Consider the following 21,339-nt stretch of genomic DNA (forward strand, 5'->3'; position numbering starts at 1 on the left):
GCCCTAGGGCGATCCGTCGACCTCCGCGACGCCGGTGATGCGGTGCAGGGCGAACCGCTGGACGGCGGCCCGCGTCGCGTCGTACGCGGTGAGAAACCCGCCCTCGACGCGCGCGGGCTCGATGATGCGGCTCGACGCCTGGCCCTGCTGGTCGAGGTAGCCGATCCACACGCGGGCGCCCCGGTCGGCGGCCTGCCGTAGCTGCTGGACCATCGCCATCGCGGGCGAGCGCGGCGGCGCCCCCGCCGGGGCGGTGGTCCGCGCGGCCCGCTCACCGGCCCGGAGGGCGCGGACGGCGGCCGTCACGACCGAGTCGTCCGGGCCCGCGACGCCGCCGACCTGGGAGTGGTGCGCCGGCTCATACGCGCCGTGGGTGGTCTCGGCGCGGCGCGCGTCGAGCCGGGTGACCACGACGGAGCCCTCCGGCGACTCGGCGACCGGGGCGTACCCCAGCGCGCGCAGCGACTCCAGCAACTCGCCGCGGGGGGCGCGGGAGGCCAGGACGGTCGGGGCGAGCCGGTGCAGCCGGAGCTGCTCCGAGCGCCGGTCCGCGATGATCTCGTCGAGCACGGCCGGGTCGTCGCAGCGGACGTACGCCGAGGCGACGCCGACCCGCAGCCGGCCGTGCCGTCGGGCGACGTCCTCGATGAGGTACGCCAGCGGCTGCGGCACGTCGGTCGTCGAGTGCCGCTTCAGCAGGTCGATCAGCTCCGACGCGCCGCGCCCCGCGTCGAGGGCCCGGCGTACGGACGTGGGTGTGAAGCGGTAGACGGTGGCGCCGCCGGTCGACTCGACGTCGGCGGCCAGCGCCAGCTCGCGGGCCAGGTCGCTGACGAGCGGGCCGGGGGCGACGGCGGTCAGGTCCGCCTGGATCAGCACGTGGTCGACCGGCTCGGGCAGCACCGCGGCCAGCGCCTTGGCCGCGTCACCGCCCGCCAGGAGCGCGCGGGCGTGGCCGGACAGCGCGCCGAGTCCGGTGACGCCGATGGCCTCGGCCTCGCGCAGCGTCCACCCGACGAGGCGCTCGCGGAGGGCGCCGCCCCGGCGCGGCTGCTGCCAGGCGAGGTACGCGAAGATCTCGTCGGCGTTCGGCGCCGTGCCGCGTTCGGCGTCGGCGAGGGCGCCGAGGACGGACCGGCGCACCTGCGGGGCGCTGACGCGTACGGCCTCGTCGGACAGGGCGTTGATCAGCCGGTCGCGGTCGTCGCGTTCGCCCGCGAGGCCGGGCGCGCGGTCGGTGAGCAGCCAGGCGGTGGTCAGGTCGGTCCAGCGGCGCTGGACGTCGCGTAGCCGCCACAGGTCGTACGCCTGGGTCGGCAGCCACCACGCGCCCGCGGGGCCGTCGTGGTCGCCGTCGCGGGCGAGCAGCCCGGCGGCGTACGCGACCTCGATCAGCAGCGCGGCCGTCCATTCCGGCACGTCCAGCGCGGTCGCGGTCGCGCGCAGGTCGCGGATGCCGAGGCCACCGCCGCGCAGCACGCCGGGCGGATCGACGCCCCAGCGGTCGAGCAGGTCCTCGACGGTGCGCACGAAGGTGAACGCCTGGCCGCCGGCGGTCCGGTCGACCAGCCGGCCGGCGCGGGCGGTGCCGCCGAGCGGAGGGGGTGTCGTCCGCAGGTCGGTGAACACGCGGCCGTCCCGCAGGTGCAGCCCGATCTCGCGGGGCAGCGTCACGGTCCGGTCGTCGGTCGCGGCCAGCAGGCCGCGCGCGAGGAGGCGCTCGATTGGGGAGGAGGCCGTGGCGAGGGTGACGGGCCGGCGGGCACCGTCGACCCGGCCGACGGGCGGTCCCCAGGTGAGCCGGTCGAGGGCGGCCCTGGCCTCCGGGCCGGCGTCCTCGACCAGCGCGCCGGCCCGGCCGGGGATCTCGTCGACCGACTCCAGGCCGAGGTCGCCGAGCAGCGCGGACAGGCGGTCGGACGGGTAGGCCGCGAACGCCTCCCGGACGGGCGGGCCCAAGCCGGCCGGGTGCGGGATCACCTGCCGCCCGCCGGGCACCACTCGCAGGGCGTCGTCGTCGCCCCAGATCAGGGCCAGGTCGCGCAGCCGGTCGACGGCCTCCCGGATCGGGGCGGCGCCGGACGGCTCGCGGGAGACGGCCGCCAGGAGGTCGCCGTATGCGATGGGCGAGGGCAGGACCAGGGCCGCCTCGAAGAGGTTCAGCGCTAGCCGGTCCAGGCGGTCGAGCGCCCGCGACACGGCGGATGCCGCGGAGGCCCGGGCGGCCAGCGCTCCCATGTCCGCGGGCACGGGGGTGATCAGCTCGGGACGGGCCGCGAACAGGGCGCGCAGATCCTCGTCGCCGCGCGCCCGCAGCCAGTCGGCGTAGGTGTCCGTGCTCACGCCCACAACGGTATTCGCGGATGACGACCTGATGGTCCCGCGCGCGAGATCGAGATCGATCGGCCGTCAGGGGGCCGTGCCGACCCCGGCCGGGGCCGGCCGGCCGACGGAGAGCCGGTCGCCCCTGTTCACGAAGGTCAGCGCGGTGGCGGACAGCAGGCCGAGCAGCAGCAGCACGAGCCACGGCAGGCCCGCCAGGTCCAGGGCGCGGGACAGGCCGATCGCGGCGGCGCTGAGCAGGTTGCCGAAGACGGAGCCGACCCCGGACAGCAGGTTGTTGACGCTGTAGTACGTCCCGACGCCGCGGTCGCCGGCGAGGTCGGCGATGGTGGACATCTCGAACGGGAAGACCATCATCGTGCCGATGGTCAGGATCCCCGCGCACAGCATGACGGGGAGCAGCCGGACGAGCGTCCCGCCGTGCGGGGGCGGCAGCATCAGCGGGACGAACGCGACGCCCATCACGATGAGGCCGCGCACCATGACCTGGCCGGGCGTCCAGCGGCGCTCGCACCAGAGGGTGAGCCGGACCTGCCCGGCGAGGCCGAGGATGGCCGACAGGACGAACAGGGCGGTGATGCCGGCCCGCCCGCCGGAGACGCGGCGCACCTCGATCGGCAGCCCGAAACCGAGCTGGTAGACGAGCGAGTACGACGCGAACATCGTCGTGGCGAAGGCGAGGAAAACCCGGTCGCCGAGCGCCTCCCGCCACTCGGCCCAGAACGGGCGGTCCGAGCCCTGGTGGGTGCCGGCGCACGGCGGCAGCAGCCGCCACTGCACCAGTGCCAGGACGGCGAAGATCGCGGCGGAGGTGAGGCACAGCGCCTCGAAGCCCGCGTGCATCATCGGGATGCCGGCGACCGGGCCGACCAGCACCCCGATCCGGCGGCAGACACCCGCCAGGGCGAACGCCTCGACCTTGCGCTCCTCCTCGACCTGGGCGAGGTACGCGCGCCGGGAGGGGACGAACAGCGCGCGGGCGAGTCCGCTGAAGATGGACGCCCCGATCAGCCACGGCACGGCCGCCGACAGGCCGAACAGCGCGCAGGCCAGTGCCTCCAGGCCGCAGCCGGCGACCAGTACCGGCTTGTAGCCGACGCGGTCGGCGAGGGTGCCGCCCATGGCGAACACGCCCTCGCTGAAGTGACGCAGTCCGAGGAGGAGGCCGACGAGCCAGACCGCCAGCCCGATGTGGTGCGTGAGGTGGTCGGCGAGGTACGGCGCGAGCATGAGGAGGCCGGCCGTCTCCCCGATCTCGTTGAGCAGCAGCACCTTGGCGGGGCGGCCCAGGGACAGGAACCTCCGCACGGTGGCGATCACTTTCGTTCCTCTCGTACGGACATGACGCTCCGATCCGATCTCGAAGCGGGCCGGAGGCGGGGCGGGGGGGCCGGGCCTGGGGACCGCGCCGGCCATGTCCGATGACCGGCCACTCCATGGAGCGGCTTTTTTACCGTCGGTGACGAGTGGCGGGACCGGTGGAGGACCCTTTCCCTGCCGCCACATCCTCAGTGGTCACGCCGGTCCCAAAAGCCCCAGGGGAATTGATTACCTCTGCTAAGGAGGTAATATCCGGATTTATGGGTAGCGATGGCGTCCGGCTGGGTGGCGACCTCATGGACGTGACGATGGCGATGCGCCGTGTCGTACGGCGCAGGCTGCGCGAGGCGGCACCGCCACCGGACCTGCGCCCGGCCCAGATCGAGCTCATGGTCGTCGTCGACCGCAATCCGGGCGTGAGCGTGGCGGCGGCCGCGCGCGAGCTCCGGCTGGCCGACAACTCGGTCAGCACCCTGGTGAACCAGCTCGTCCGCGCCGGGATGCTGCGCCGGGAGACGGATCCGGACGACCGCCGGGCCGCCCGGCTCGAGCTCACCGACGCGGCGCGCCGGCGTCTCGCGGCCTGGCGCGACCGCCGGGCCCGGCTCGTCGGCGCCCACCTCGGCGAACTGTCCGAGGAGGACCGGGCGTCGATCACCGCCGCGCTGCCCGCCCTGCGCCGCCTCCTCGCCCGCCTGGCGGAGGACGGCGCCGCGAACGGCGCCCCGAGCGACGCCGCGCACGAAGACGCGGGCGACGCGGGCGACGAACGAGAACACCCATCTTCCGACGGGGGTGAACGATGAACGGCGAGAGCGGACCGGCCGATCGCCACGCGATCGTGTGCCGGGGCCTGCGGCACGCGTTCGGCGACAAGGTCGCGGTGGACGGCGTCGACCTCGACGTGGCCGAAGGGGAGATCTTCGGCCTGCTCGGGCCGAACGGAGCCGGCAAGACCACGACGATCCGGCTGATCACGACGCTGCTGCCGGCGCGGCCCGGCATGGTGGAGGTGTTCGGGCTCGACGTCGCGCGCCACCGGATGGCCGTGCGCCGGGCGATCGGCTACCTGCCTCAGCAACTGTCCGCCGACGCCGCGCTGACCGGACGGGAGAACGTCGGGCTGTTCGCCCGCCTGTTCGACGTGCCGCGGCGGCAGCGCGGGGAACGCGTCGAGGAGGTCCTGGCCGCGGTCGGGCTCGCCGACGCGGCCGAGCGGCGCGCCCAGACGTACTCCGGCGGCATGATCCGGCGGCTGGAGCTGGCCCAGGCCCTCGTCAGCGCCCCGCGCCTGCTCATCCTCGACGAGCCGACGATCGGCCTGGACCCGGTCGCGCGCGACGGCGTCTGGGAGCGCATCCAGGAGGTACGGCGGGCGACCGGCATGACCGTCCTCGTCACCACCCACTACATGGACGAGGCCGACCAGCACTGCGGCCGGATCGCGCTGATGCACCGCGGCCGGGTGCAGGCCCTCGGCACGCCGTCCGAACTCAAGTCCGGGCTCGAACCGGGCGCCACCCTGGAGGAGGTGTTCCGTGCCTACACCGGAGACCGGCTCGACGAGCCGGGAGACGGCTTCCGCGACGCGCGCCGCACTCGGCGCACCGCCGGCCGGCTCGGCTGAACCACCGGCCCCGCGCGCCCCGTGGCGGCTGCTGCTCGCCCGGGTCACCGCGATGTGCATCGTCGAGCTGCAGAAGATGCGGCACGACCGGACCGAGCTGTACACCCGCGCGATCCAGCCCGCGCTGTGGCTGCTGATCTTCGGAGAGACGTTCTCCCGGATCCGCGCCATCCCGACGGGGAAGGTTCCCTACCTGGACTACCTCGCGCCGGGCATCCTGGCGCAGTCCGCGCTGTTCATCGCCATCTTCTACGGCATTCAGATCATCTGGGAGCGGGACGCGGGCGTGCTGGCCAAGCTGCTCGTCACGCCGACGCCGCGGGCCGCGCTGGTCACCGGCAAGGCGTTCGCCGCGGGGGTGCGCTCGCTGGCGCAGGCCGTCGCCATCCTCGTGCTGTCCGCGCTGCTCGGCGTGGCCCTGACGCTGAACCCGCTGCGGTGGCTCGGCGTCGTCGTGATCGTCATGCTCGGCACCGCGTTCTTCTCCTGCCTGTCCATGACCATCGCCGGGCTGGCCATGTCCCGCGACCGGCTCATGGGCATCGGCCAGGCGATCACGATGCCGCTGTTCTTCGGTTCCAACGCGCTGTACCCGGTCGGTCTGATGCCGGGGTGGCTCCAGGCGATCAGCCACGTCAACCCGCTGAGCTACGAGGTCGACGCCCTGCGGAACCTGCTCATCGGCACGCCCGGGCACCTGCCGCTGGACCTCGGCGTGCTCGTCGTGGCCGCGATCGCCGGAATCGCCGCCGCGTCGGCGCTGCTGGGCCGCCTCGTCCGCTGAGCCGCGCCCGGCGGCGCCGAGGAGTTACTGGACCGCCTCCGCCCTGGTGCCGACCAGGCCCATGGCGAGGCGGGTCCAGCCGCCCACGAAACGGTCCTCGTCGACGAGGTTCGGCGGTTCGTGCAGGGCGTCCTGGGCCAGCCAGTAGTTGACGATCGACCCGCCGAGCACGAGCGCGACGGCGTCCCAGTCCTCGTCGGCCGCGGCCAGCTCCGGCTGGCCGGACAGCCACTTGGCGAACAGGTCGTACAGGGGGTTGGCGATGCCCTCGCGCATTTCGGTCACGAGACCCGGGAACTTGTCCAGGTCGCGGAACAGGACGCGGATGAGGTCCGCCTCCTCCCGCATCTTGCGCAGACCCGCGGCGGCCGCGAGGCGCAGCCGGTCCGCCAGAGGCTGCTCCTGAAGCGCCGCCGACTGCTCGAAGGTCGTGGAGATCTGCTCGGCCGTACGGGTGATGTGCTCACGCACGGCGGAGGCCAGGACCTCCTCCTTCGAGCGGAAGTGGCGGTAGAGGCCGCCGGCCCCGGGGGACAGGCCCGCCGCGGCCTCGATCTCCGCCACGGACGTCGCGGCGTATCCGCGCTCGGCGAAGAGCCGGAGCGCCTCGGCGACGATCCGTTCTCGGGTCGATCTCTGCATTTTCGGTAGCTCCTCCGAGAAAGAGCGTAGGCCATCGAACGGCCGGCCGATGTCCGGCGAACGCGGCCGTATGTGGCACGGCGCCGGGCGCGTACGAACGCGGGGCTCAGCGAATCCGGCGGATCAGCCCCGCGATGACCCTTCCGGCGATGAGGTAGACGGCGGCGGCGATCCCGTAGTCGACGAGCACCCGCACCCGCCGGTCCTTGGGCGTGAACATGTCGCGGAACTCCCAGGCGAGCCCGTGCGCCCAGTCGTTCACCGTGCGCACGATGGGGTTCGCCTGGTTGGCCGAGAACACCACGAACGCGATGTGCAGGGCCAGGATGACGGCGATGACCGTCGCCGCCACCGCGACCAGGGTCGCCAGGGCGCCGGTGGCCCTGCCCAGGCCGTTCCGGAGCCGCTCGCCGTCGGGTCGGTGCCGTCCGGCCTGCGGAACGGTCCGCTCGGCGGAGTCCCTCCCGGAGTCCTTGCCGGCACCCTGACCGGAATCCTCGGCGACATTCCCGGATTTACTACGCCATCTCGCCATTTTCTTTTCTTACTCTCGGGAGCGGATCGACGTCTGTGCGGTTCGGAGGGCGGTCACTGGGTATATCCGCAACACGTAACCGCAGTTACGGGCTTGTAATTAATGCAGGCTCGGCCGGTGACCAAATCAATAGATCCACATTTCGCGCAGACTCCGCGCCCTCCCACTCGGATCCCGTCGCATCGCCACTACCGGGAGGGCGCGGGCACGCGTGTGTCGGCATGGTACGTACCCTATGGCGCGTGCTCGCTGTGGGATTCGACCTGGACCTGACACTCGCCGACACCCGTGACGCCATCGCCGCGGTCTACGACCGGCTGTCGGTGGAGACGGGGGTGTTCATCGACATCGCCGCCGTCGTCTCGCGGCTCGGCCCGCCGCTCGAACTCGAACTGGCCCACTGGTTCCCGCCCGAGCACGTCCCGGAGATGGCCGCCCGGTACCGCGCCGTCTACGAGGAGATCGCGGTGCCCCGCACGGCGCCCATGCCCGGCGCGGGCGCGGCCGTCGACGCCGTACGGGCCCGGGGCGGGCGCGTCATCGTCGTCACCGCCAAGAACCAGCACGACGCCGAGGCCACCGTGACCTTCCTCGGCCTGAACGTCGACGAGGTCGCGGGCGGCTTCTACGCGGCCGGCAAGGGCGAGGCGCTGCGGAGGTTCGGCGCCACGGCGTACGCCGGAGACCACGTCGCAGACATCGACGCGGCGCGGGCGGCGGGTGCCCGGAGTGTCGCGATCGCCACGGGGCCGTACGATTCAGAGGCGCTCCGAGCCTACGGAGCCGATATCGTGTTGCCCGATTTGCGGGGTTTCCCGGACACTTTGAACGAACTGATCAGCCCTGGTTCCCCGTCGAGGCAATAGCCTTGATGTGACTCGCCCGGACAAGAGCTAGCAACGAGGTCCCCTGTGCCCACTGGCAAGGTCAAGTGGTACGACGCCGACAAGGGATTCGGCTTCCTCACCCGCGATGACGGCGGTGAGGTGTTCGTTCATTCCTCCGCGCTCCCCGGCGGCGTGACCTCGCTCAAACCCGGGCAGCGCGTCGAGTTCGGGGTGGTCGAGGGCCGCAAGGGACAGCAGGCGCTCAGCGTCCGCGCGCTCGACAACCCGCCCTCGGTGGTCAAGGCCAAGCGCAAGAAGCCCGACGAGATGGTGCCGATCGTCGAGGACCTCATCAAACTCCTCGACGGCGTCTCGAACACCTACCGGCGGGGCAAGCACCCCGAGGGCAGGGTCGCCAAGAAGATCGGCGAGGTGCTGCGCGCGGTCGCGGACGACCTGGACCCCCAGTAGCCGCGAGCCGGCGGCGGTGGGCCTCCCCTAGGGGGCCGGCCGGTGGCCGGTGAGGCACGACGGGCCGTGTGACGCGGAGGCGAGCACGGTCCGGCGCCGTCAGGCGGTGGTGTCGGCGACGCTGGGCTCGCCCTCCGCGGCGCGTTCGCGGCGCCGTACGGCGCGGCGGTGCCTGCGCGGGGCGGCCAGCGTGACGAGCGACAGCGCGAGCGCGCCCGCGACCACGGCGAGCGCGATGTGGCCGTTGGCGGCCACGATCGACATGCCCAGCCCGACCAGCCCGCCGACCACCCAGACGAGCTGATGCACCGTCTCGGTCACCGCGAACGTCGATGAGCGGATCTCGTCGCCGACCTCGCGCTGCACGATCGCGTCGAGGCCCAGCTTGCCCAGGGACTGGCCGAGCGCGCCGACGAACGCCACCACCAGGGCGGCGATCAGCCCGAAGAACGCCGCGCACACCGCCGCCGTGACGGTCGCCGCCAGCAGCGTGCCGAACAGGATGGCCCGTGGCGCCCGCTCCTTGACCAGCGCGCCCAGGCCGGTGCCGGCCAGACCGCCCGCGCCGGCCGCCGCGGCGAGCAGGCCCAGCGCGAGGTTCGGGGAGAAGACGTCCACGAAGCCCTTGGTCCGCAGCAGGAACGCCAGGTAGAGGATCAGGAACCCGGCCAGCGCCCGCAGGGCGGCGTTGACCAGCATCGCCTCGGAGACCACCGGCCCGACCCGCAGGAGGGTCCGCCACCGGCCCCGGCCGTCCGCGTGGCCCCCGGCCTCGCCCGGCTCCCCGGTCGCGTCGGCCTCCTCGTTCCTCGCCTCCCCGCCCGCGGCCTGCACGGCGTCGGCGAGGGGCGTGTCCACGTGCGACGGCAGCCGCATCGCGGAGATCGCGCCGACCATGAACAGGACCGTGGCGGCGCGCAGCACCCAGCCCGCGTTCGTGACGGCGACCAGGCCCGCCCCGAGCGGCGCCATGACGGACGCGGCGACCACGCCGGTGAAGGAGGCGCGGGCGTTCGCGGTGACCAGGCCCAGACCCGGCGGCAGCACGCGGGGCGTGACGGCGTTCCGCGACACCCCGAACGCCTTGGACAACACCAGCGCGCCGAACGCCGCCGGCATCAGCGTCACCGGATCCTTGTGCAGGACCGCGCCGGCCATGCCCCAGCACAGCAGGCCCCGGGCCAGCATCGTGCCCGCGATCGCGATGCGGCGGGCGTGGCGCATGCGGTCGAGGACCGGGCCGATCAGCGGCGCGACGAGCGCGAACGGCGCCATCGTCACCAGAAGGTACAGCGCGACCTGGCCGCGGGCCTGCTGCACGTCCAGGCTGAAGAACATCGTGCCCGCCAGCGCCACGGCGATCAGCGCGTCACCGGCGCTGTTCAGGGCGTTCAGCTCGATCAACGCGCCCAGGCCGCTGCCGCCCGCGCCTCCGGCGTGGGTGGCCCTGCGCGCCGCACGCGCGATCCTCCGGGCCACCGCGCGCACCGCCCGCCCGGCGGCGCCCGTACGTGACCACAAACTCATGCCGTCCAGTCTGCCTCTTCACGGCGAACCCATGCCCGTCCATGGGCGACAATCGTGTATGTGAGTCCTGTGCGTTCCACCAGTCCGGCCGCCAACCGGCGCAGCCGCACCCCCGTGATCGACTCCATCGCCGCCGAGGCCGTCGATCTGGCACGCGCGGCGGCCGAGGATACGTCCCGGCCGGAGTTCGTCGGCGAGCACGTCGGCATGGTGGCCGAAGCGGACCGGGTCGTCACCCACTACTTCGTCTGCCTCGACCCGGCGTACCGCGGCTGGCGATGGGCCGTCTCCGTGGTCCGCGCGGCCCGGGCCAAGCACGCGACCGTCAGCGAGAGCGTTCTGCTGCCCGGCGAGGACGCGATGCTCGCGCCCGAGTGGGTGCCCTGGAGCGACCGGCTGCGTCCCGGCGACCTCGGCCCCGGCGACCTGCTGCCGACGCCCCCGGACGATCCGCGCCTGGCACCCGGGTTCGCCCCGTGCGAGGAGGCCGGCGCGGAGCTCGGCTGGGAGCTGGGCCTGGGCAAGGCCCGCGTGCTGTCCGCCGAGGGCCGGGAGGAGGCCGCGGCCCGCTGGCACGCGGGGGACCACGGCCCCGACACGCCGATCGCCCGCTCCGCCCCCGCCCAGTGCGCCACGTGCGGCTTCTTCGTGCCGCTCGCCGGCTCGCTGCGGCGGTGCTTCGGGGTCTGCGCCAACGAGTACGCCCCCGATGACGGCAGGGTCGTCTCCATCGACCACGGCTGCGGCGCCCACTCCGAGGCCGTCGTGACACCGCCCCCGACCGAGGCCGCGCCCCCGATCGTCGACGAGATGGGTTACGACGTCGTGCCGTCGGCCACCCTCACGGAGGAAGAGGCCCTCGGCCACAGCTGACCGGTTTCAGCCGGCCGCGCCGCAGGCGGCCGGCGGCCCGCAGCGGAACGGCCGTGGAGAGGCAGAAGATGGACGACCCGTTCGGCACCACGGCGATCCGGGACCGGGTGCTGGCCGCCTGGACCGCGTCACCGGCGCGGTTCCGTGAGGATGCCAACGCCGAAGAGGATCACACGCGCGGCGGCTACCGGGACCGGGTGATCGTCGAGCTGGCGCAGAACGCCGCCGACGCCGCCGCCCGCGCCGGCGTCCCCGGCCGGATCCGCTTCACCCTGCGGGACGAAGTCCTGGAGGCCGCCAACGCCGGCGCGCCACTGGACGCCGCCGGGGTCGAGGCGCTGAGCACGCTCCGGGCCTCCGCCAAGCGCGGCGACACCCACGCGGTGGGCCGGTTCGGCGTCGGCTTCGCCGCCATGGTCGCGGTGAGCGACGAGCCCGTCATCGTCTCCGGTAGCGGTCCGGCGGTCGTCTGGTCCGCCGAGCGGACACGCGCGGCCGCCGAGGGGGTGCCCGCCCTCGCCGCCGAGCTGGGGCGCCGCGGCGGTCACGTGCCCGTCCTGCGGCTGCCGTTCGCGGCACCCGGCCGGCCGGTGCCGGAGGGGTACGACACGCTCGTACGGCTGCCGCTGCGCGACGCGGACGCGGCGGCGCTGGTCCGGCGGCTGCTGGCGGAGACCGGACCGGCCCTGCTGCTGTCCCTGCCGGCCCTCGCCGAGATCACGATCGACGTGGACGGCGACGTCCGTACGCTCCGCGCGACCTGGGACAGGCCGGCGGAGGGCGCCGGGACCGGCACGGTGACCGTGAACGGCACGACCTGGCGCACCGCCGAGGCCCACGGCACGGTGACGGCGGACCTGCTGGCGGACCGGCCGGTCGAGGAGCGGCCGTACTGGCAGGTGCGCTGGGCGATCGCCGACGAGCCGCTGCCGGACGACGTACCGGCCGTCGTCCACGCCCCCACGCCCAGTGACGAGCCGCTGGGCCTGCCCGCGCTCCTCATCGCGTCCTTCCCGCTGGCCCCCGACCGGCGGCACGTCGCCCCCGGCCCGCTGACCGACTTCCTGATCGAGCGGGCGGCGGAGGCGTACACCGCGCTGCTGCCGCCGACCCCGCGCCTCCTCGACCTCGTGCCCGGCCCGGTCGCCAAGGGCGAGCTGGACGCCCGGATCCGCCGCGCCGTCCTGGCCCGCCTCCCGGACCTGCCGCTCCTGCCCGTCGCCGACGACGCGGGCAAGGCGTCCGTCGCCGACCTCGGCGGCGGGCCGGGTGACCCGGGCGGCGAGCCGGGCGACTTCAGCGGCAGGCCGGGTGAGCCGGGGATCGAGCCGGTCCGGGTCCGGGGGCGTGACGCCGTGGTCGTCGACGGGCCCGCCGCGCTGCCCCGCGTGCTCGCGGAGGTCCTGCCCGGGCTGCTGCCCGCCGGCTGGCCGGCCCGCCACCCGGCCCTCGCCGCGCTCGGAGTCCGCCGCCTGAGCCTCGCCGACGTCGCCGACGCGCTCGCCGGCCTGGACCGCGAGCCCGCCTGGTGGCGGCGCCTGTACGCCGCGCTGGACGGCGCCGACCGGGACGCGCTCGCCGGGCTGCCCGTGCCCCTCGCCGACGGCCGCACCGTACGCGGTCCGCGCGGGCTCCTCGTCACCGACCCGGAGGGCCTGGACGCGCTGGGCCTGCGCGTCGTCCACCCGGAGGCGGCGCACCCGCTCCTGCTGCGCCTCGGGGCGGTCGAGGCGGGTCCGCGCGCCGTGCTGACCGACCCGGCGACGCGCGCGGCGGTCGCCGCGTCGTACGACGAGGAGGATCCCGAGCCGATCTGGCACGCCGTCCTGACCCTCGTGGGCCGCGCCCATCTGCGGCCGGGCGAGGAGCCGTGGCTGGCGGAGCTGGCGCTGCCGGGCGACGACGGCGAGCCGTACCCCGCCGGGGAGCTGCTGCTGCCGGGAGCGCCGCTGGCCGAGGTGATCGCCGAGGACGCGCCGTTCGGGGTCGCGGACGCCGGCCTGGTCGAGCGGTACGGCGCGGAGGTGCTGGAGGCCGCCGGGGTGCTGCGGACGTTCGCGCTGATCCGGGCGGAGGACGTCATCGAGCCGGAGTTCCACCTCGACGATGAGGACCTGTGGGCGGAGCGGTTCGGCGCGGGGTACGTCATCCCGGAGTTCACCGCCGTACGCGACCTGGAGTTCGTCGCCGACTGGGCGGGCGCGTTCCGGCTGCTGGCCGAGCCGGGACTGCGGGCCGCCATCGTCGAGCCGGCCCGGGTCGTGCTCGCCGACGGCCGCCAGGTGGACGCACCCTCGTACACCGCGTGGTGGCTGAGCCGGCATCCCGTCCTGAACGGCCGGCGCCCCGGTGAGCTGTGCGTGGGCGAGGACCTCGCCGACCTGTACGACCCGGCCCCGCCCGGCCTGGACCCGGGGGTCGCGACGGCGCTCGGCGTGCGCACCACCGTCGCGGCGCTGCTCGCCGAGCCGGACGGCCCGGCCGAGCTCCTGGACCGTCTCGCCGACCCGGCTCACGCGGTGTCCAGGGAGCGGCTGCGCGAGCTGTGGGCGGCGCTTGCCCGTACGGAGGACCCGGACGTCGAGCCGCCGGAGCGCGTACGGGCGCTGGTGGACGGTGAGCCGGAGATCGTTCCGGCGGAGGACGCGATCGTCGTCGACCGTCCCGACCTGCTGCCGTTGCTGCGCGGCCAGCCGCTGCTGTTCGTGCCGCCGCACCTGGCGGACCTGCTGGACCTGGCGCTGGGCGGCGAAGAGGTGCCCGGCGTGATCGAGTCGGCAGGGGTGGAGCGTCCGGTGCCGGATGTGGCGCGCGCGGTGCTGCCCGAGGCGCCCGCCTCGTACGTTCACCACGATCGGCTGATCGTGGACGGCCAGGAGATCCCCTGGTGGTACGCCGACGGGACCGTGCACGCGAGCGGCCCGGCGGGCCTGGCGCGCGGCCTGGCCTGGGCCTGCGACCGTTGGGCCGACCGCCTGCTCACCGAGGCCGCCCTCCGGGAGCCGGGGAACCTCGCGGATCTCCTCGCCGAGGAGGACCTCGGCGGGTGACCGGCGCGGGGAACGCTGCCGCGTGACGGGGGGAACTCCGCGAAGGCGGGAGCGGCGTCTCAGGCGGCCGTTCCCGCGCTTCCGCTCCGGCGGGCGTCGCCGGGGTCAGGAGACATCGGCGGTGAGCGTGTCGAGCCAGCGCGTCAGGCGGGCGCCCTCGCGCGTCATGATGCCGGGGTCGCGCAGGGCGTTGGCCATGAGCGACATGCCCTGGTAGCCGGCGACGAGCGTGAGGGCGAGATCGCCGGGGTCGGCGAGGCCGAGTGCGCGGAACTGGCGCTCCGCCCAGTCCAGCAGCAGGCGGATGACGCGGGCCGCCTCCTGATCGAGGCCGCCGTCTGCGCGCTTGTCGAGTTCGACGGCGAGGGTCCCGGTGGGGCAGCCGAAGCGGGCGGCGAGGTCGCGCTGGTCGACCCAGACGCCGACCAGGGCCTTGAGGCGGCCGAGGGGATCGGGAAGCCGGTCGAGCTCGGCGGTGAGCTCGCTCAGGGCACCCTCGTGTTCGGACAGGGCCGCCTGGATCAGGTCGTCCTTGGTCTTGAAGTAGTAGTAGACGTTCCCGACGGGGACGTCGGCGGTCTTGGCGATGTCGGCGATGGTGGTGCGCTCGACGCCCTGCCGATGGATGACCTCGGCGGCGGCCGCCGTCAGGCGGCGGCGCTTGTCCGCTCCGCGCGCCCGGGGCTTCGTTGAGTCAGTCACCCAACTGACTATAGACAGCACCCTCGGAGGCTGTGCTACGGTCCCTTTTAGTCAGTCAGCTAACTAACTGGGAGATCGACATGATCGTGGTGACAGGCGCGACCGGGAACGTCGGACGAGCCCTCGTGCGGATCCTCGCGGAGGCCGGCGAGCAGGTGGTGGCGACGTCCCGGGGGATCTCGGAGGCGGACGTTCCGCAGGGTGTCCGGCACCGCCGGGCCGACCTGACCGCTCCGGACGGCCTCCGTCCCGTCTTCGACGGCGCCGACGCGTTGTTCCTGCAGAACGGCGGTGCCAGCGCGCATCTGCTCGACCCGCAGGACGTCCTCGACGCCGCCAAGGCCGGCGGTGTCACGCGGGTGGTGCTGCTGTCCTCCCAGGGGGTCGCGACCCGGCCGCAGTCGCCCTCCCATGGGATGGTCATGCGGTCCATCGAGGACGCCGTACGAGGATCGGGCATGGACTGGACGATCCTGCGCCCCGGCGGTCTCGCCTCCAACAGGTACGCCTGGGCCGAACCGGTCCGCACGCGGCGGACCATCGCCGCGCCCTTCGGCGACGTCGGCCTGCCGATCATCGATCCGGACGACATCGCCGAGGTCGCGGCCGCGGCCCTGCGCGAGGACGGCCACACGGGGCGGGTCTACACGCTGACCGGACCCGTTCCCGTCACGCCCCGGCAGCAGGCCGAGGCCATCAGCGGCGCGATCGGCGAGCCGATCCGGTTCGTCGAGCAGACGCGCGACGAGGCCCTCGCGCAGATGGTGACGTTCATGCCCGAGCCGGTGGCCGAGACGACCCTCGCCATCCTCGGCGAGCCGACCCCCGGGGAACGGCGCGTCAGCCCCGACGTCGAGCGCGTCATCGGCCGGGCGCCCCGCACCTTCGCCGACTGGGCCCACCGTAACGCGGCCGCCTTCCGGTAAGACCGGTCGTCGCCGATCGACCTCGGTGACGGGAGCGTCCCTCCGCCGGCGTTCCCGTATCCGGACCAGGGACCGCCTCGGGCCGTCACGCTAAGGTTCCGTTTCGGTTGCCCGGAACGATCTTAGGAGCGGTCGTGTCGACCCTCGGACCGAGGACTCCTCCGGCGGCACATGGCCCCACCGCGCTGCTGCCCCCGCACCGAGCGGGAGACGCCCCGACGTCCCGTGCGGACGGCGCCGGGACGATGCGGGGGTACCGCGCCGTACCCGACGTGTGGGTGGGCGCGGGAAGGGGCGTCGGCCTGGCCGCTGATCGGTTCGAGGAGGACGCGAGGGCGTTCCGCCGGGCGGTGGCCCGGCAGCCCTTCGGCCAGGACGATCTGGGGCGCGCCCTGTTCGAAGGCGACCCGGGCGCGGGCGCGCCCGGCTTCGTCGGCAGACGGGATGACCTGCTGAAGGACCTGACCGCGGCGGTGGATCTGCTGCGGAGGCTGGGATCGAGGTTGGAGCGGTCGGGCCTGCACTACGCCGAGGCGGAGGCGGCGATGGGCGCACCGACCGGCCTGAGCGGCCCGTCCTCGGTGCCGCGAGTGCCGCCCTGCCGATTGGACGGTTCCCTCGGCGAACCGCCCTCGACGGTGCCGCCACCCGGGATCGTTCTCCGGGCACAGTGGTTCTTCGAGTCGGTGGGGCTGGGGTGCCCATGGCCCGACGGCGACATCGGCGGCGTGGCGGACCTGCGGGACGCCGCCGCCGCCCTGGCGCATGCGGTCGAGTCCGCGCGGGAGCACGTCGCGTGGCATTCCGGCCGGGTGCCGGACAGCGGGTTCGGGGACGCGACCGAACGGTCGGAGTGGGCCGCACTCCTGGTGCACGGGAAGGGCGGGCTGCTCGAGGAGCTGAAACGGCGGTGCGAGGAGCTCGAGGCCTACTGCGAGTCCGGGATCGACGCGATCGCGAAGGCGCAGCGGCACTTCGAGGCGTCGGCGGCGTACGTGCTGACGCTGATGCTCGCGGCGACGCTGCTCGGCCCGGCGGTGGAGGCGGCGGTCGCCCCGCTGATCCGGCTGGAAGGGATCGCGCTGCTGATCACGCAGCGTATGATCCGCGAGGCCGTGCTGGGCGCGGCCTACTCCGGCGGCCTGGACGCGATCGATCAGCTCTTCCGCGGCACCGCCGATCCCTCGGAACTGGCCCGTGCGCTGTGGCAGGGAGCGGTCGCCGGCGGTCTCATGGGCGGTTCGCACGCGGCGCTCCCATCGGTGCTGCGCCGGGGACCGGCGCTCACCGCCCTGGCGGACGCGCTGGAGTCGCGTGGGGCGAAGGGCATCACCTCGCGGTTCCTGACCGGCGGGACGGTGGGCACCGTGGCGATGGCGACCGCCGACGCGGCGTCGGGGAACGGCTGGGACCTGGAACGCGCCGCCGAGTCCGGATTCGGCATGGCCTTTCTCGGCGCGGGCGCCGAAGCGGTGGGCGGTGCCCTCCGCGCGGGGCTGCGGCTGAAGCGGTCGACTGCGCTCTCGGGGTGGAGTTCGGACGCGTCCGGGACACCGGACGCCCCTGGGGCCGCACCCAAGATCGGCCCGGACTGGGTCCGCAGCGAGGAGAAGAGGCGAGCGGACAGGAGACGGGCGTGGATGCTGATGCCGATCGCAGGCCCGTTGATCTTCGTTGGGGCCACGCTCAAGTTCGCCGAGGACCGCAGGAGCCCGTTCTTCTCCCAGGAGCGGGTCGGCCAGGGCGGGGTGACGTTCCTGATCCACAAGCTGCGCACGATGCGGGACGGGCGGGGTACCGACGCCAGCCTGGGATCCGGTGACCCACGGGCGACGCCGGTCGGGAGGATCCTCCGCAAGCTCACCATCGACGAGTTGCCGCAGCTGCTGAACATCCTCAAGGGAGAGATGGCGCTGGTCGGGCCGCGACCCTTGCTGGAGGGCGACATTCGGCGGATGGCCGAGGTCCTCGATCCTGATCTCTTCAACGAGTGGTACGAGGCGTACAAGGCCTCGCGACCCGGGCTGCTCGGGATGTTCGGCAACGAGAGCATCACCCTGACTCCGCAGAGCGAGGAGTACCTGCGCCGACGGGCCGAACTGGACATCGAGTACTTCCGTAACGCGAGTCCGGAGCTGGACAGGAAGATCATCAAGGCGACGCTGCAGATCGGTCTGTCCTTCCTCGATCGCCGCGCCTCGCCGGCGCACGAGGCCGCGAACCCCCCGGCGGACGTCCCGCCGCACGCGCCGGACGGTGCCGGCGATCCGGGCACCGCGCCTCCCGGCCACGTGCCGAGCGGGGCCGGTGATCCGGGCACCGCGCCTCCCGGCCACGCGGCGCTACCCGTCGACGTCCATCGATGGTGGACCGCGTTGACGCCCCGGGAACGGACCGCCTGGGAGACCGCGCACCCGGCCTTGCTCGGGAGCCTGGACGGCATCCCGGCCGAGGTGAGGGACCGCGCGAACCGCGTGCTCCTCCAGGAGCAGAAGACCGAGTTGACCGAGGAATGGCAGCGGATCGAGGCGCCGTCGGCGCGCGACGAGACCTCCCGCCGACGTCTGTCCGAGATCGACGACGCACTGAACGGCCTGCGCGTCATCGAGAAGCGGCTGGCGCTGCCGGGCGGAGCCGAGCACCCGCGCGCGTACCTGCTGTCCGTCAGCACCGAGGGAACCGGGCGGGCGATCATCGCCTTCGGTGACCCGGACACCGCCGCGCACGTCGCCACGTACGTTCCGGGGGCGAGGTCGCGGCTCGGCACCATCGAGACCCGGATGCGGACGGGGGAGGCCGTCGCGGTGGCGGCACGGCAGGCCGGTGAGCCGTCGACGGCTGTGATCACCTGGTTGGGTTACGAGGCGCCGCAGACGATCCCGAGGGCGGTCGACCGCCGGTTCGCGCATGCGGCCACGCCGGATCTTCACCGGTTCCAGGACGGCCTGCGCGTCACGCATCAGGGACCCCGCTCGCACAACACGGTGATCGGGCACAGCTACGGGAGCGTGGTCGTCGGATACGCGGCGCGGGACGGTCTGCTCAACGCGGACGACGTCGTCTTCGAAGGCAGCCCGGGTGTCGGGGTCCCGCACGCCGGCCGTCTGCGCCTGGCCGGTGTACGGCAGGGCGAGGTGGGCTACCACGTGCACGCGACCATCGCCCGATGGGACTTCATCCGGCTGCTGGCGGCCCATGGTCGGCGGCCGACCGCCCCGGCCTTCGGGGCGCGGACGTTCGTGTCGCATCCGGGCACCCGGGGACCGTGGTACTTCGGCGGTCTCAGCCGGGAGGCTCACGGCGAGTACTGGCTGCCGGGGAATCCGGCGCTGACCCATCTCGGCGAAATCGTCACGGGCCGGAGCGGCGCTCCCGCGGAACGGACGGGCGGGTCAGGCTGACCTCGCGCCCTGCTCCGGCCCCGGTGTCACGGAGCCGGGTGGTGGCGGTCGGCGGCTTCCGGCCCCGGTGTCACGGAGCCGGATGGCGGTGGGCGGCGGCTTCGCGAGCGCGCTGGAGGCGCGGGATGTACCAGCAGCCGAAGACGCCCATCGCGAAGCCGGTCACGCAGACCCAGCGCCACCAGTGGTGGCGGGCGGGCAGCGGGACGAGCAGGAGCACGATGAACGCCACGGCGAACGCCGCCGCGCCGACGGCGGCGGTCAGGACGTCGTTGGTCTTGATCGGTTCCGGGACGTGACGCCGCTCGGGACTCATGTCGGTCAGCGTAACCGGCCCGGCCGATCGTGGTGATCCTCAGGGCCGGTGACGGCCGGCGGCGCGCGTGCCTGTGGAGGCCGCCGAGGGTCGGCACCGGGTTTGTGGGGTCCTGGTCTGTCGCGCTGTGATCTGGTGCGTTACCTTCCGGGCAGGTGCTCGCCGGAGCGGTTCGTCGACGGCTGGGCTCGGTGATCGGTGGCACGAGGTGCCGTTCTCCGGGAGGAGGGCAGGGTCGTACGCATTGCTAACGAGATTGCGGAATACGAGACACCCGCGTATCGTTAGCGAGAGTAATGACTCATGCTAAAGAACATGCCAACTTCACAGACCAGAAGCCGTGCGGGACTGGCAGCCGCCCTGCGCGTCTCCGTAAGCAGACTGTCACGGCGAATGCGCGCTCAGGCGGGACAGTCCCTGAGCGTCACCCAGCTCGCCGCGCTCGGCGCCGTCTCACGACACGCCGCGCTGACCCCGGGCGAGCTGGCGGAGCACGAGAAGGTGCAACCGCCCTCGATGACCCGAGTGATCGCGGCGTTGGAGGAGCGGGGCCTGCTGACGCGCAGCCCGCATCCGACGGACCGGCGTCAGGTCATGCTGAGCGTGACGGAGGAGGGCGAGCGGCTCCTGAAGGAGGAGCGGCGCCGCAAGGAGGCGTGGCTGGCCCAGCGGCTGGCGGAACTGACCCCCGAGGAGCAGGAGATCCTGCGCCAGGCGGCGCCGATCCTGGAGCGTCTCAGCAAGGTCTGAGCCTCTTCCGGTCGCTGCGCAACCGCAACTACCGGCTGTTCGCCGCCGGGCAGGTCGTCTCCAACACCGGCACCTGGATGCAGCGGGTCGCCCAGGACTGGCTGGTCCTCGACCTGACGCACGGCAGCGGCGCGGCGCTCGGCATCACCACCGGCCTGCAGTTCCTGCCGCTGCTGCTGTTCGGGTTGTACGGCGGCGTGCTGGCGGACCGGTACCGCAAGCGGCGCGTGCTCATGGTCACCCAGGTGGTGATGGGCATGCTGGCCCTCGGCCTCGGTCTGCTCGCGATCACCGGCACGGCCCAGGTCTGGCACGTCTACGCCCTGGCGTTCGGCCTCGGCATGGCCACGGTCGTGGACAACCCGACCCGGCAGACCTTCGCGGTGGAGATGGTCGGGCGCGCCGACCTGGCGAACGCGATCGCGCTGAACAGCGCCATCTTCAACATGGCGCGGATCCTCGGCCCCGCCGTCGCCGGTGTGCTGATCGCCGCGATCGGCACCGGCCCGGTCTTCCTCGTCAACGCCGGCTCCTTCGTCGCCGTGCTGCTCGGCCTGTACCTGATGCGCGAGGAGGAGCTCCACCTCAAGGCGCCGGTTCCCCGGGCCAAGGGGCAGCTGCGCGAAGGGCTGCGCTACGTCCGGCAGCGCCGCGACCTCGTGATGGTGCTGGTCCTGGTGCTGTTCGTCGCGGCGTTCGGCATGAACTTCCAGATGACGACCGCGCTGATGAGCCGCCAGGTGTTCCACAGCGGCGCGTCGTCGTTCGGTCTCGCCTCGACCGCGCTCGCCGTCGGCGCGCTGTCGGGTTCGCTGCTGGCCGCCCGCCGCCGGAACCTGCGGATGCGGCTCCTGTTCACCGCCGCGACGCTCTTCGCCGTGCTGGAGATCGTGTCCGGCCTGATGCCGGACTACACGTCCTTCCTCGTCCTGCTCGTGCCCACGGGCATGGCGCTGCTGACCTTCAACACCGCCGCGAACGCCGTGATGCAGCTCAGTGTCCCGGCGGAGATGCGCGGCCGGGTCATGGGCCTGTACATGCTCGTGTTCGCGGGCAGCTCGCCGATCGGCTCACCGCTCATCGGCTGGCTGGCCGAGATCTTCGGACCGCGCTCGAGCCTGATCATCGGCGGCGTCGTGTCCCTCGCGGCCGTCCTCGGGGTCATCGCGCTCATGGCACCGCGCCCGGCCCTCGACGCCGTACGGGGCGCCCGGCTCCGGGAACTGCTCGCCACCCGGTGAGCCG

Annotated in this window: 18 protein-coding genes; 11 read left to right on the top strand and 7 right to left on the bottom strand. The window is 73.6% G+C overall.

The genetic code is table 11. From position 1 onward, the window contains the following. Positions 1-3 precede the first annotated feature (3 nt). Both NE235_RS03780 and NE235_RS03785 read right to left on the bottom strand, forming a co-directional pair. Positions 4-2,343, bottom strand: a complete 2,340-nt coding sequence (locus NE235_RS03780; RefSeq protein ID WP_252799362.1) for a helicase-associated domain-containing protein — start codon at positions 2,341-2,343, stop codon at positions 4-6. A gap of 66 nt (positions 2,344-2,409) precedes the next feature. Further along, positions 2,410-3,663: an MFS transporter gene (locus NE235_RS03785; RefSeq protein WP_252799363.1), complete on the bottom strand. Its 1,254-nt coding sequence runs from the start codon at positions 3,661-3,663 to the stop codon at positions 2,410-2,412. A 260-nt stretch (positions 3,664-3,923) separates the two neighbouring features. Between NE235_RS03785 and NE235_RS03790 the strand changes: the two genes are divergently transcribed. From NE235_RS03790 to NE235_RS03800, 3 genes are read left to right on the top strand one after another with little or no spacing between them, the layout of a single operon-like run. Then, positions 3,924-4,469 carry a MarR family winged helix-turn-helix transcriptional regulator gene (locus NE235_RS03790; protein WP_252799365.1) on the top strand — a complete coding sequence of 182 codons (546 nt, stop codon included), beginning with the start codon at positions 3,924-3,926 and terminating at the stop codon, positions 4,467-4,469. Next, a complete protein-coding gene (locus tag NE235_RS03795) occupies positions 4,466-5,290 on the top strand; it encodes an ABC transporter ATP-binding protein (RefSeq protein ID WP_252799367.1) in 825 nt (274 codons plus the stop codon). Before NE235_RS03790 ends, NE235_RS03795 begins: the two co-directional genes overlap by 4 nt. Next, positions 5,202-6,074 (top strand): ABC transporter permease, encoded by an 873-nt coding sequence (locus NE235_RS03800; RefSeq protein ID WP_252799369.1) that lies wholly within the window; start codon positions 5,202-5,204, stop codon positions 6,072-6,074. The genes NE235_RS03795 and NE235_RS03800 overlap by 89 nt, the downstream gene beginning before the upstream one ends. A 24-nt stretch (positions 6,075-6,098) precedes the next feature. On the opposite strand, the gene NE235_RS03805 is transcribed toward NE235_RS03800, so the two are convergent. Beyond that, the gene (locus NE235_RS03805; RefSeq protein WP_252799371.1) at positions 6,099-6,716 is read right to left on the bottom strand and encodes a TetR/AcrR family transcriptional regulator; all 618 of its coding nucleotides are present in this window, start codon (positions 6,714-6,716) and stop codon (positions 6,099-6,101) included. 106 nt (positions 6,717-6,822) lie between these two features. Next, entirely contained in the window at positions 6,823-7,251 is a 429-nt protein-coding gene (locus NE235_RS03810) for a hypothetical protein (RefSeq protein WP_252799372.1), read from the bottom strand. A gap of 242 nt (positions 7,252-7,493) precedes the next feature. Between NE235_RS03810 and NE235_RS03815 the strand changes: the two genes are divergently transcribed. Further along, positions 7,494-8,117 carry an HAD family hydrolase gene (locus tag NE235_RS03815; RefSeq protein ID WP_252799374.1) on the top strand — a complete coding sequence of 208 codons (624 nt, stop codon included), beginning with the start codon at positions 7,494-7,496 and terminating at the stop codon, positions 8,115-8,117. Positions 8,118-8,162: 45 nt separating this feature from the next. After that, positions 8,163-8,549, top strand: coding sequence for a cold-shock protein (locus NE235_RS37130; RefSeq protein WP_308206016.1), 387 nt, complete (start codon positions 8,163-8,165; stop codon positions 8,547-8,549). 99 nt (positions 8,550-8,648) lie between these two features. Here NE235_RS37130 and NE235_RS03825 read toward each other — a convergent pair whose 3' ends face one another. Further along, positions 8,649-10,076: an MFS transporter gene (locus NE235_RS03825; RefSeq protein ID WP_252799376.1), complete on the bottom strand. Its 1,428-nt coding sequence runs from the start codon at positions 10,074-10,076 to the stop codon at positions 8,649-8,651. Between the two features lie 60 nt (positions 10,077-10,136). Between NE235_RS03825 and NE235_RS03830 the strand changes: the two genes are divergently transcribed. Continuing rightward, positions 10,137-10,949, top strand: a complete 813-nt coding sequence (locus NE235_RS03830) for a DUF3027 domain-containing protein (protein ID WP_252799377.1) — start codon at positions 10,137-10,139, stop codon at positions 10,947-10,949. A 53-nt stretch (positions 10,950-11,002) separates the two neighbouring features. Beyond that, the gene (locus NE235_RS03835) at positions 11,003-13,999 is read left to right on the top strand and encodes a sacsin N-terminal ATP-binding-like domain-containing protein (protein WP_308206017.1); all 2,997 of its coding nucleotides are present in this window, start codon (positions 11,003-11,005) and stop codon (positions 13,997-13,999) included. Between the two features lie 105 nt (positions 14,000-14,104). Here the strand turns inward: NE235_RS03835 and NE235_RS03840 are convergent, their stop codons facing one another. After that, positions 14,105-14,701, bottom strand: coding sequence for a TetR/AcrR family transcriptional regulator (locus NE235_RS03840; RefSeq protein WP_252799378.1), 597 nt, complete (start codon positions 14,699-14,701; stop codon positions 14,105-14,107). 80 nt (positions 14,702-14,781) lie between these two features. Here NE235_RS03840 and NE235_RS03845 point away from each other — a divergent pair, with 80 nt between their 5' ends. Both NE235_RS03845 and NE235_RS38065 read left to right on the top strand, forming a co-directional pair. After that, positions 14,782-15,627 carry an NAD(P)H-binding protein gene (locus tag NE235_RS03845; RefSeq protein ID WP_252799380.1) on the top strand — a complete coding sequence of 282 codons (846 nt, stop codon included), beginning with the start codon at positions 14,782-14,784 and terminating at the stop codon, positions 15,625-15,627. A gap of 134 nt (positions 15,628-15,761) precedes the next feature. Next, complete coding sequence (locus NE235_RS38065) at positions 15,762-19,028, top strand: sugar transferase (protein WP_252799382.1); 3,267 nt, start codon at positions 15,762-15,764, stop codon at positions 19,026-19,028. Positions 19,029-19,098: 70 nt separating this feature from the next. Here the strand turns inward: NE235_RS38065 and NE235_RS03855 are convergent, their stop codons facing one another. Continuing rightward, positions 19,099-19,344, bottom strand: a complete 246-nt coding sequence (locus NE235_RS03855; RefSeq protein ID WP_252799383.1) for a DUF2530 domain-containing protein — start codon at positions 19,342-19,344, stop codon at positions 19,099-19,101. Between the two features lie 393 nt (positions 19,345-19,737). Here NE235_RS03855 and NE235_RS03860 point away from each other — a divergent pair, with 393 nt between their 5' ends. Next, positions 19,738-20,094 (top strand): MarR family transcriptional regulator, encoded by a 357-nt coding sequence (locus NE235_RS03860; RefSeq protein ID WP_406567531.1) that lies wholly within the window; start codon positions 19,738-19,740, stop codon positions 20,092-20,094. Then, the gene (locus NE235_RS03865; RefSeq protein WP_252799513.1) at positions 20,091-21,335 is read left to right on the top strand and encodes an MFS transporter; all 1,245 of its coding nucleotides are present in this window, start codon (positions 20,091-20,093) and stop codon (positions 21,333-21,335) included. The genes NE235_RS03860 and NE235_RS03865 overlap by 4 nt, the downstream gene beginning before the upstream one ends. Positions 21,336-21,339 lie beyond the last annotated feature (4 nt).

The sequence above is a fragment of the Actinoallomurus spadix genome (assembly GCF_024055725.1).
Classification (GTDB): domain Bacteria; phylum Actinomycetota; class Actinomycetes; order Streptosporangiales; family Streptosporangiaceae; genus Actinoallomurus; species Actinoallomurus spadix.

Bases quoted from the DNA above. Each gene is read 5' to 3' on its own strand.
- NE235_RS03825 (WP_252799376.1), bottom strand. From the start codon at position 10,076: ATGAGTTTGTGGTCACGTACGGGCGCCGCCGGGCGGGCGGTGCGCGCG.
- NE235_RS03795 (WP_252799367.1), top strand. From the start codon at position 4,466: ATGAACGGCGAGAGCGGACCGGCCGATCGCCACGCGATCGTGTGCCGG.
- NE235_RS03860 (WP_406567531.1), top strand. From the start codon at position 19,738: ATGCGCGCTCAGGCGGGACAGTCCCTGAGCGTCACCCAGCTCGCCGCG.
- NE235_RS03845 (WP_252799380.1), top strand. From the start codon at position 14,782: ATGATCGTGGTGACAGGCGCGACCGGGAACGTCGGACGAGCCCTCGTG.
- NE235_RS03805 (WP_252799371.1), bottom strand. From the start codon at position 6,716: ATGCAGAGATCGACCCGAGAACGGATCGTCGCCGAGGCGCTCCGGCTC.
- NE235_RS03855 (WP_252799383.1), bottom strand. From the start codon at position 19,344: ATGAGTCCCGAGCGGCGTCACGTCCCGGAACCGATCAAGACCAACGAC.
- NE235_RS03790 (WP_252799365.1), top strand. From the start codon at position 3,924: ATGGGTAGCGATGGCGTCCGGCTGGGTGGCGACCTCATGGACGTGACG.
- NE235_RS03810 (WP_252799372.1), bottom strand. From the start codon at position 7,251: ATGGCGAGATGGCGTAGTAAATCCGGGAATGTCGCCGAGGATTCCGGT.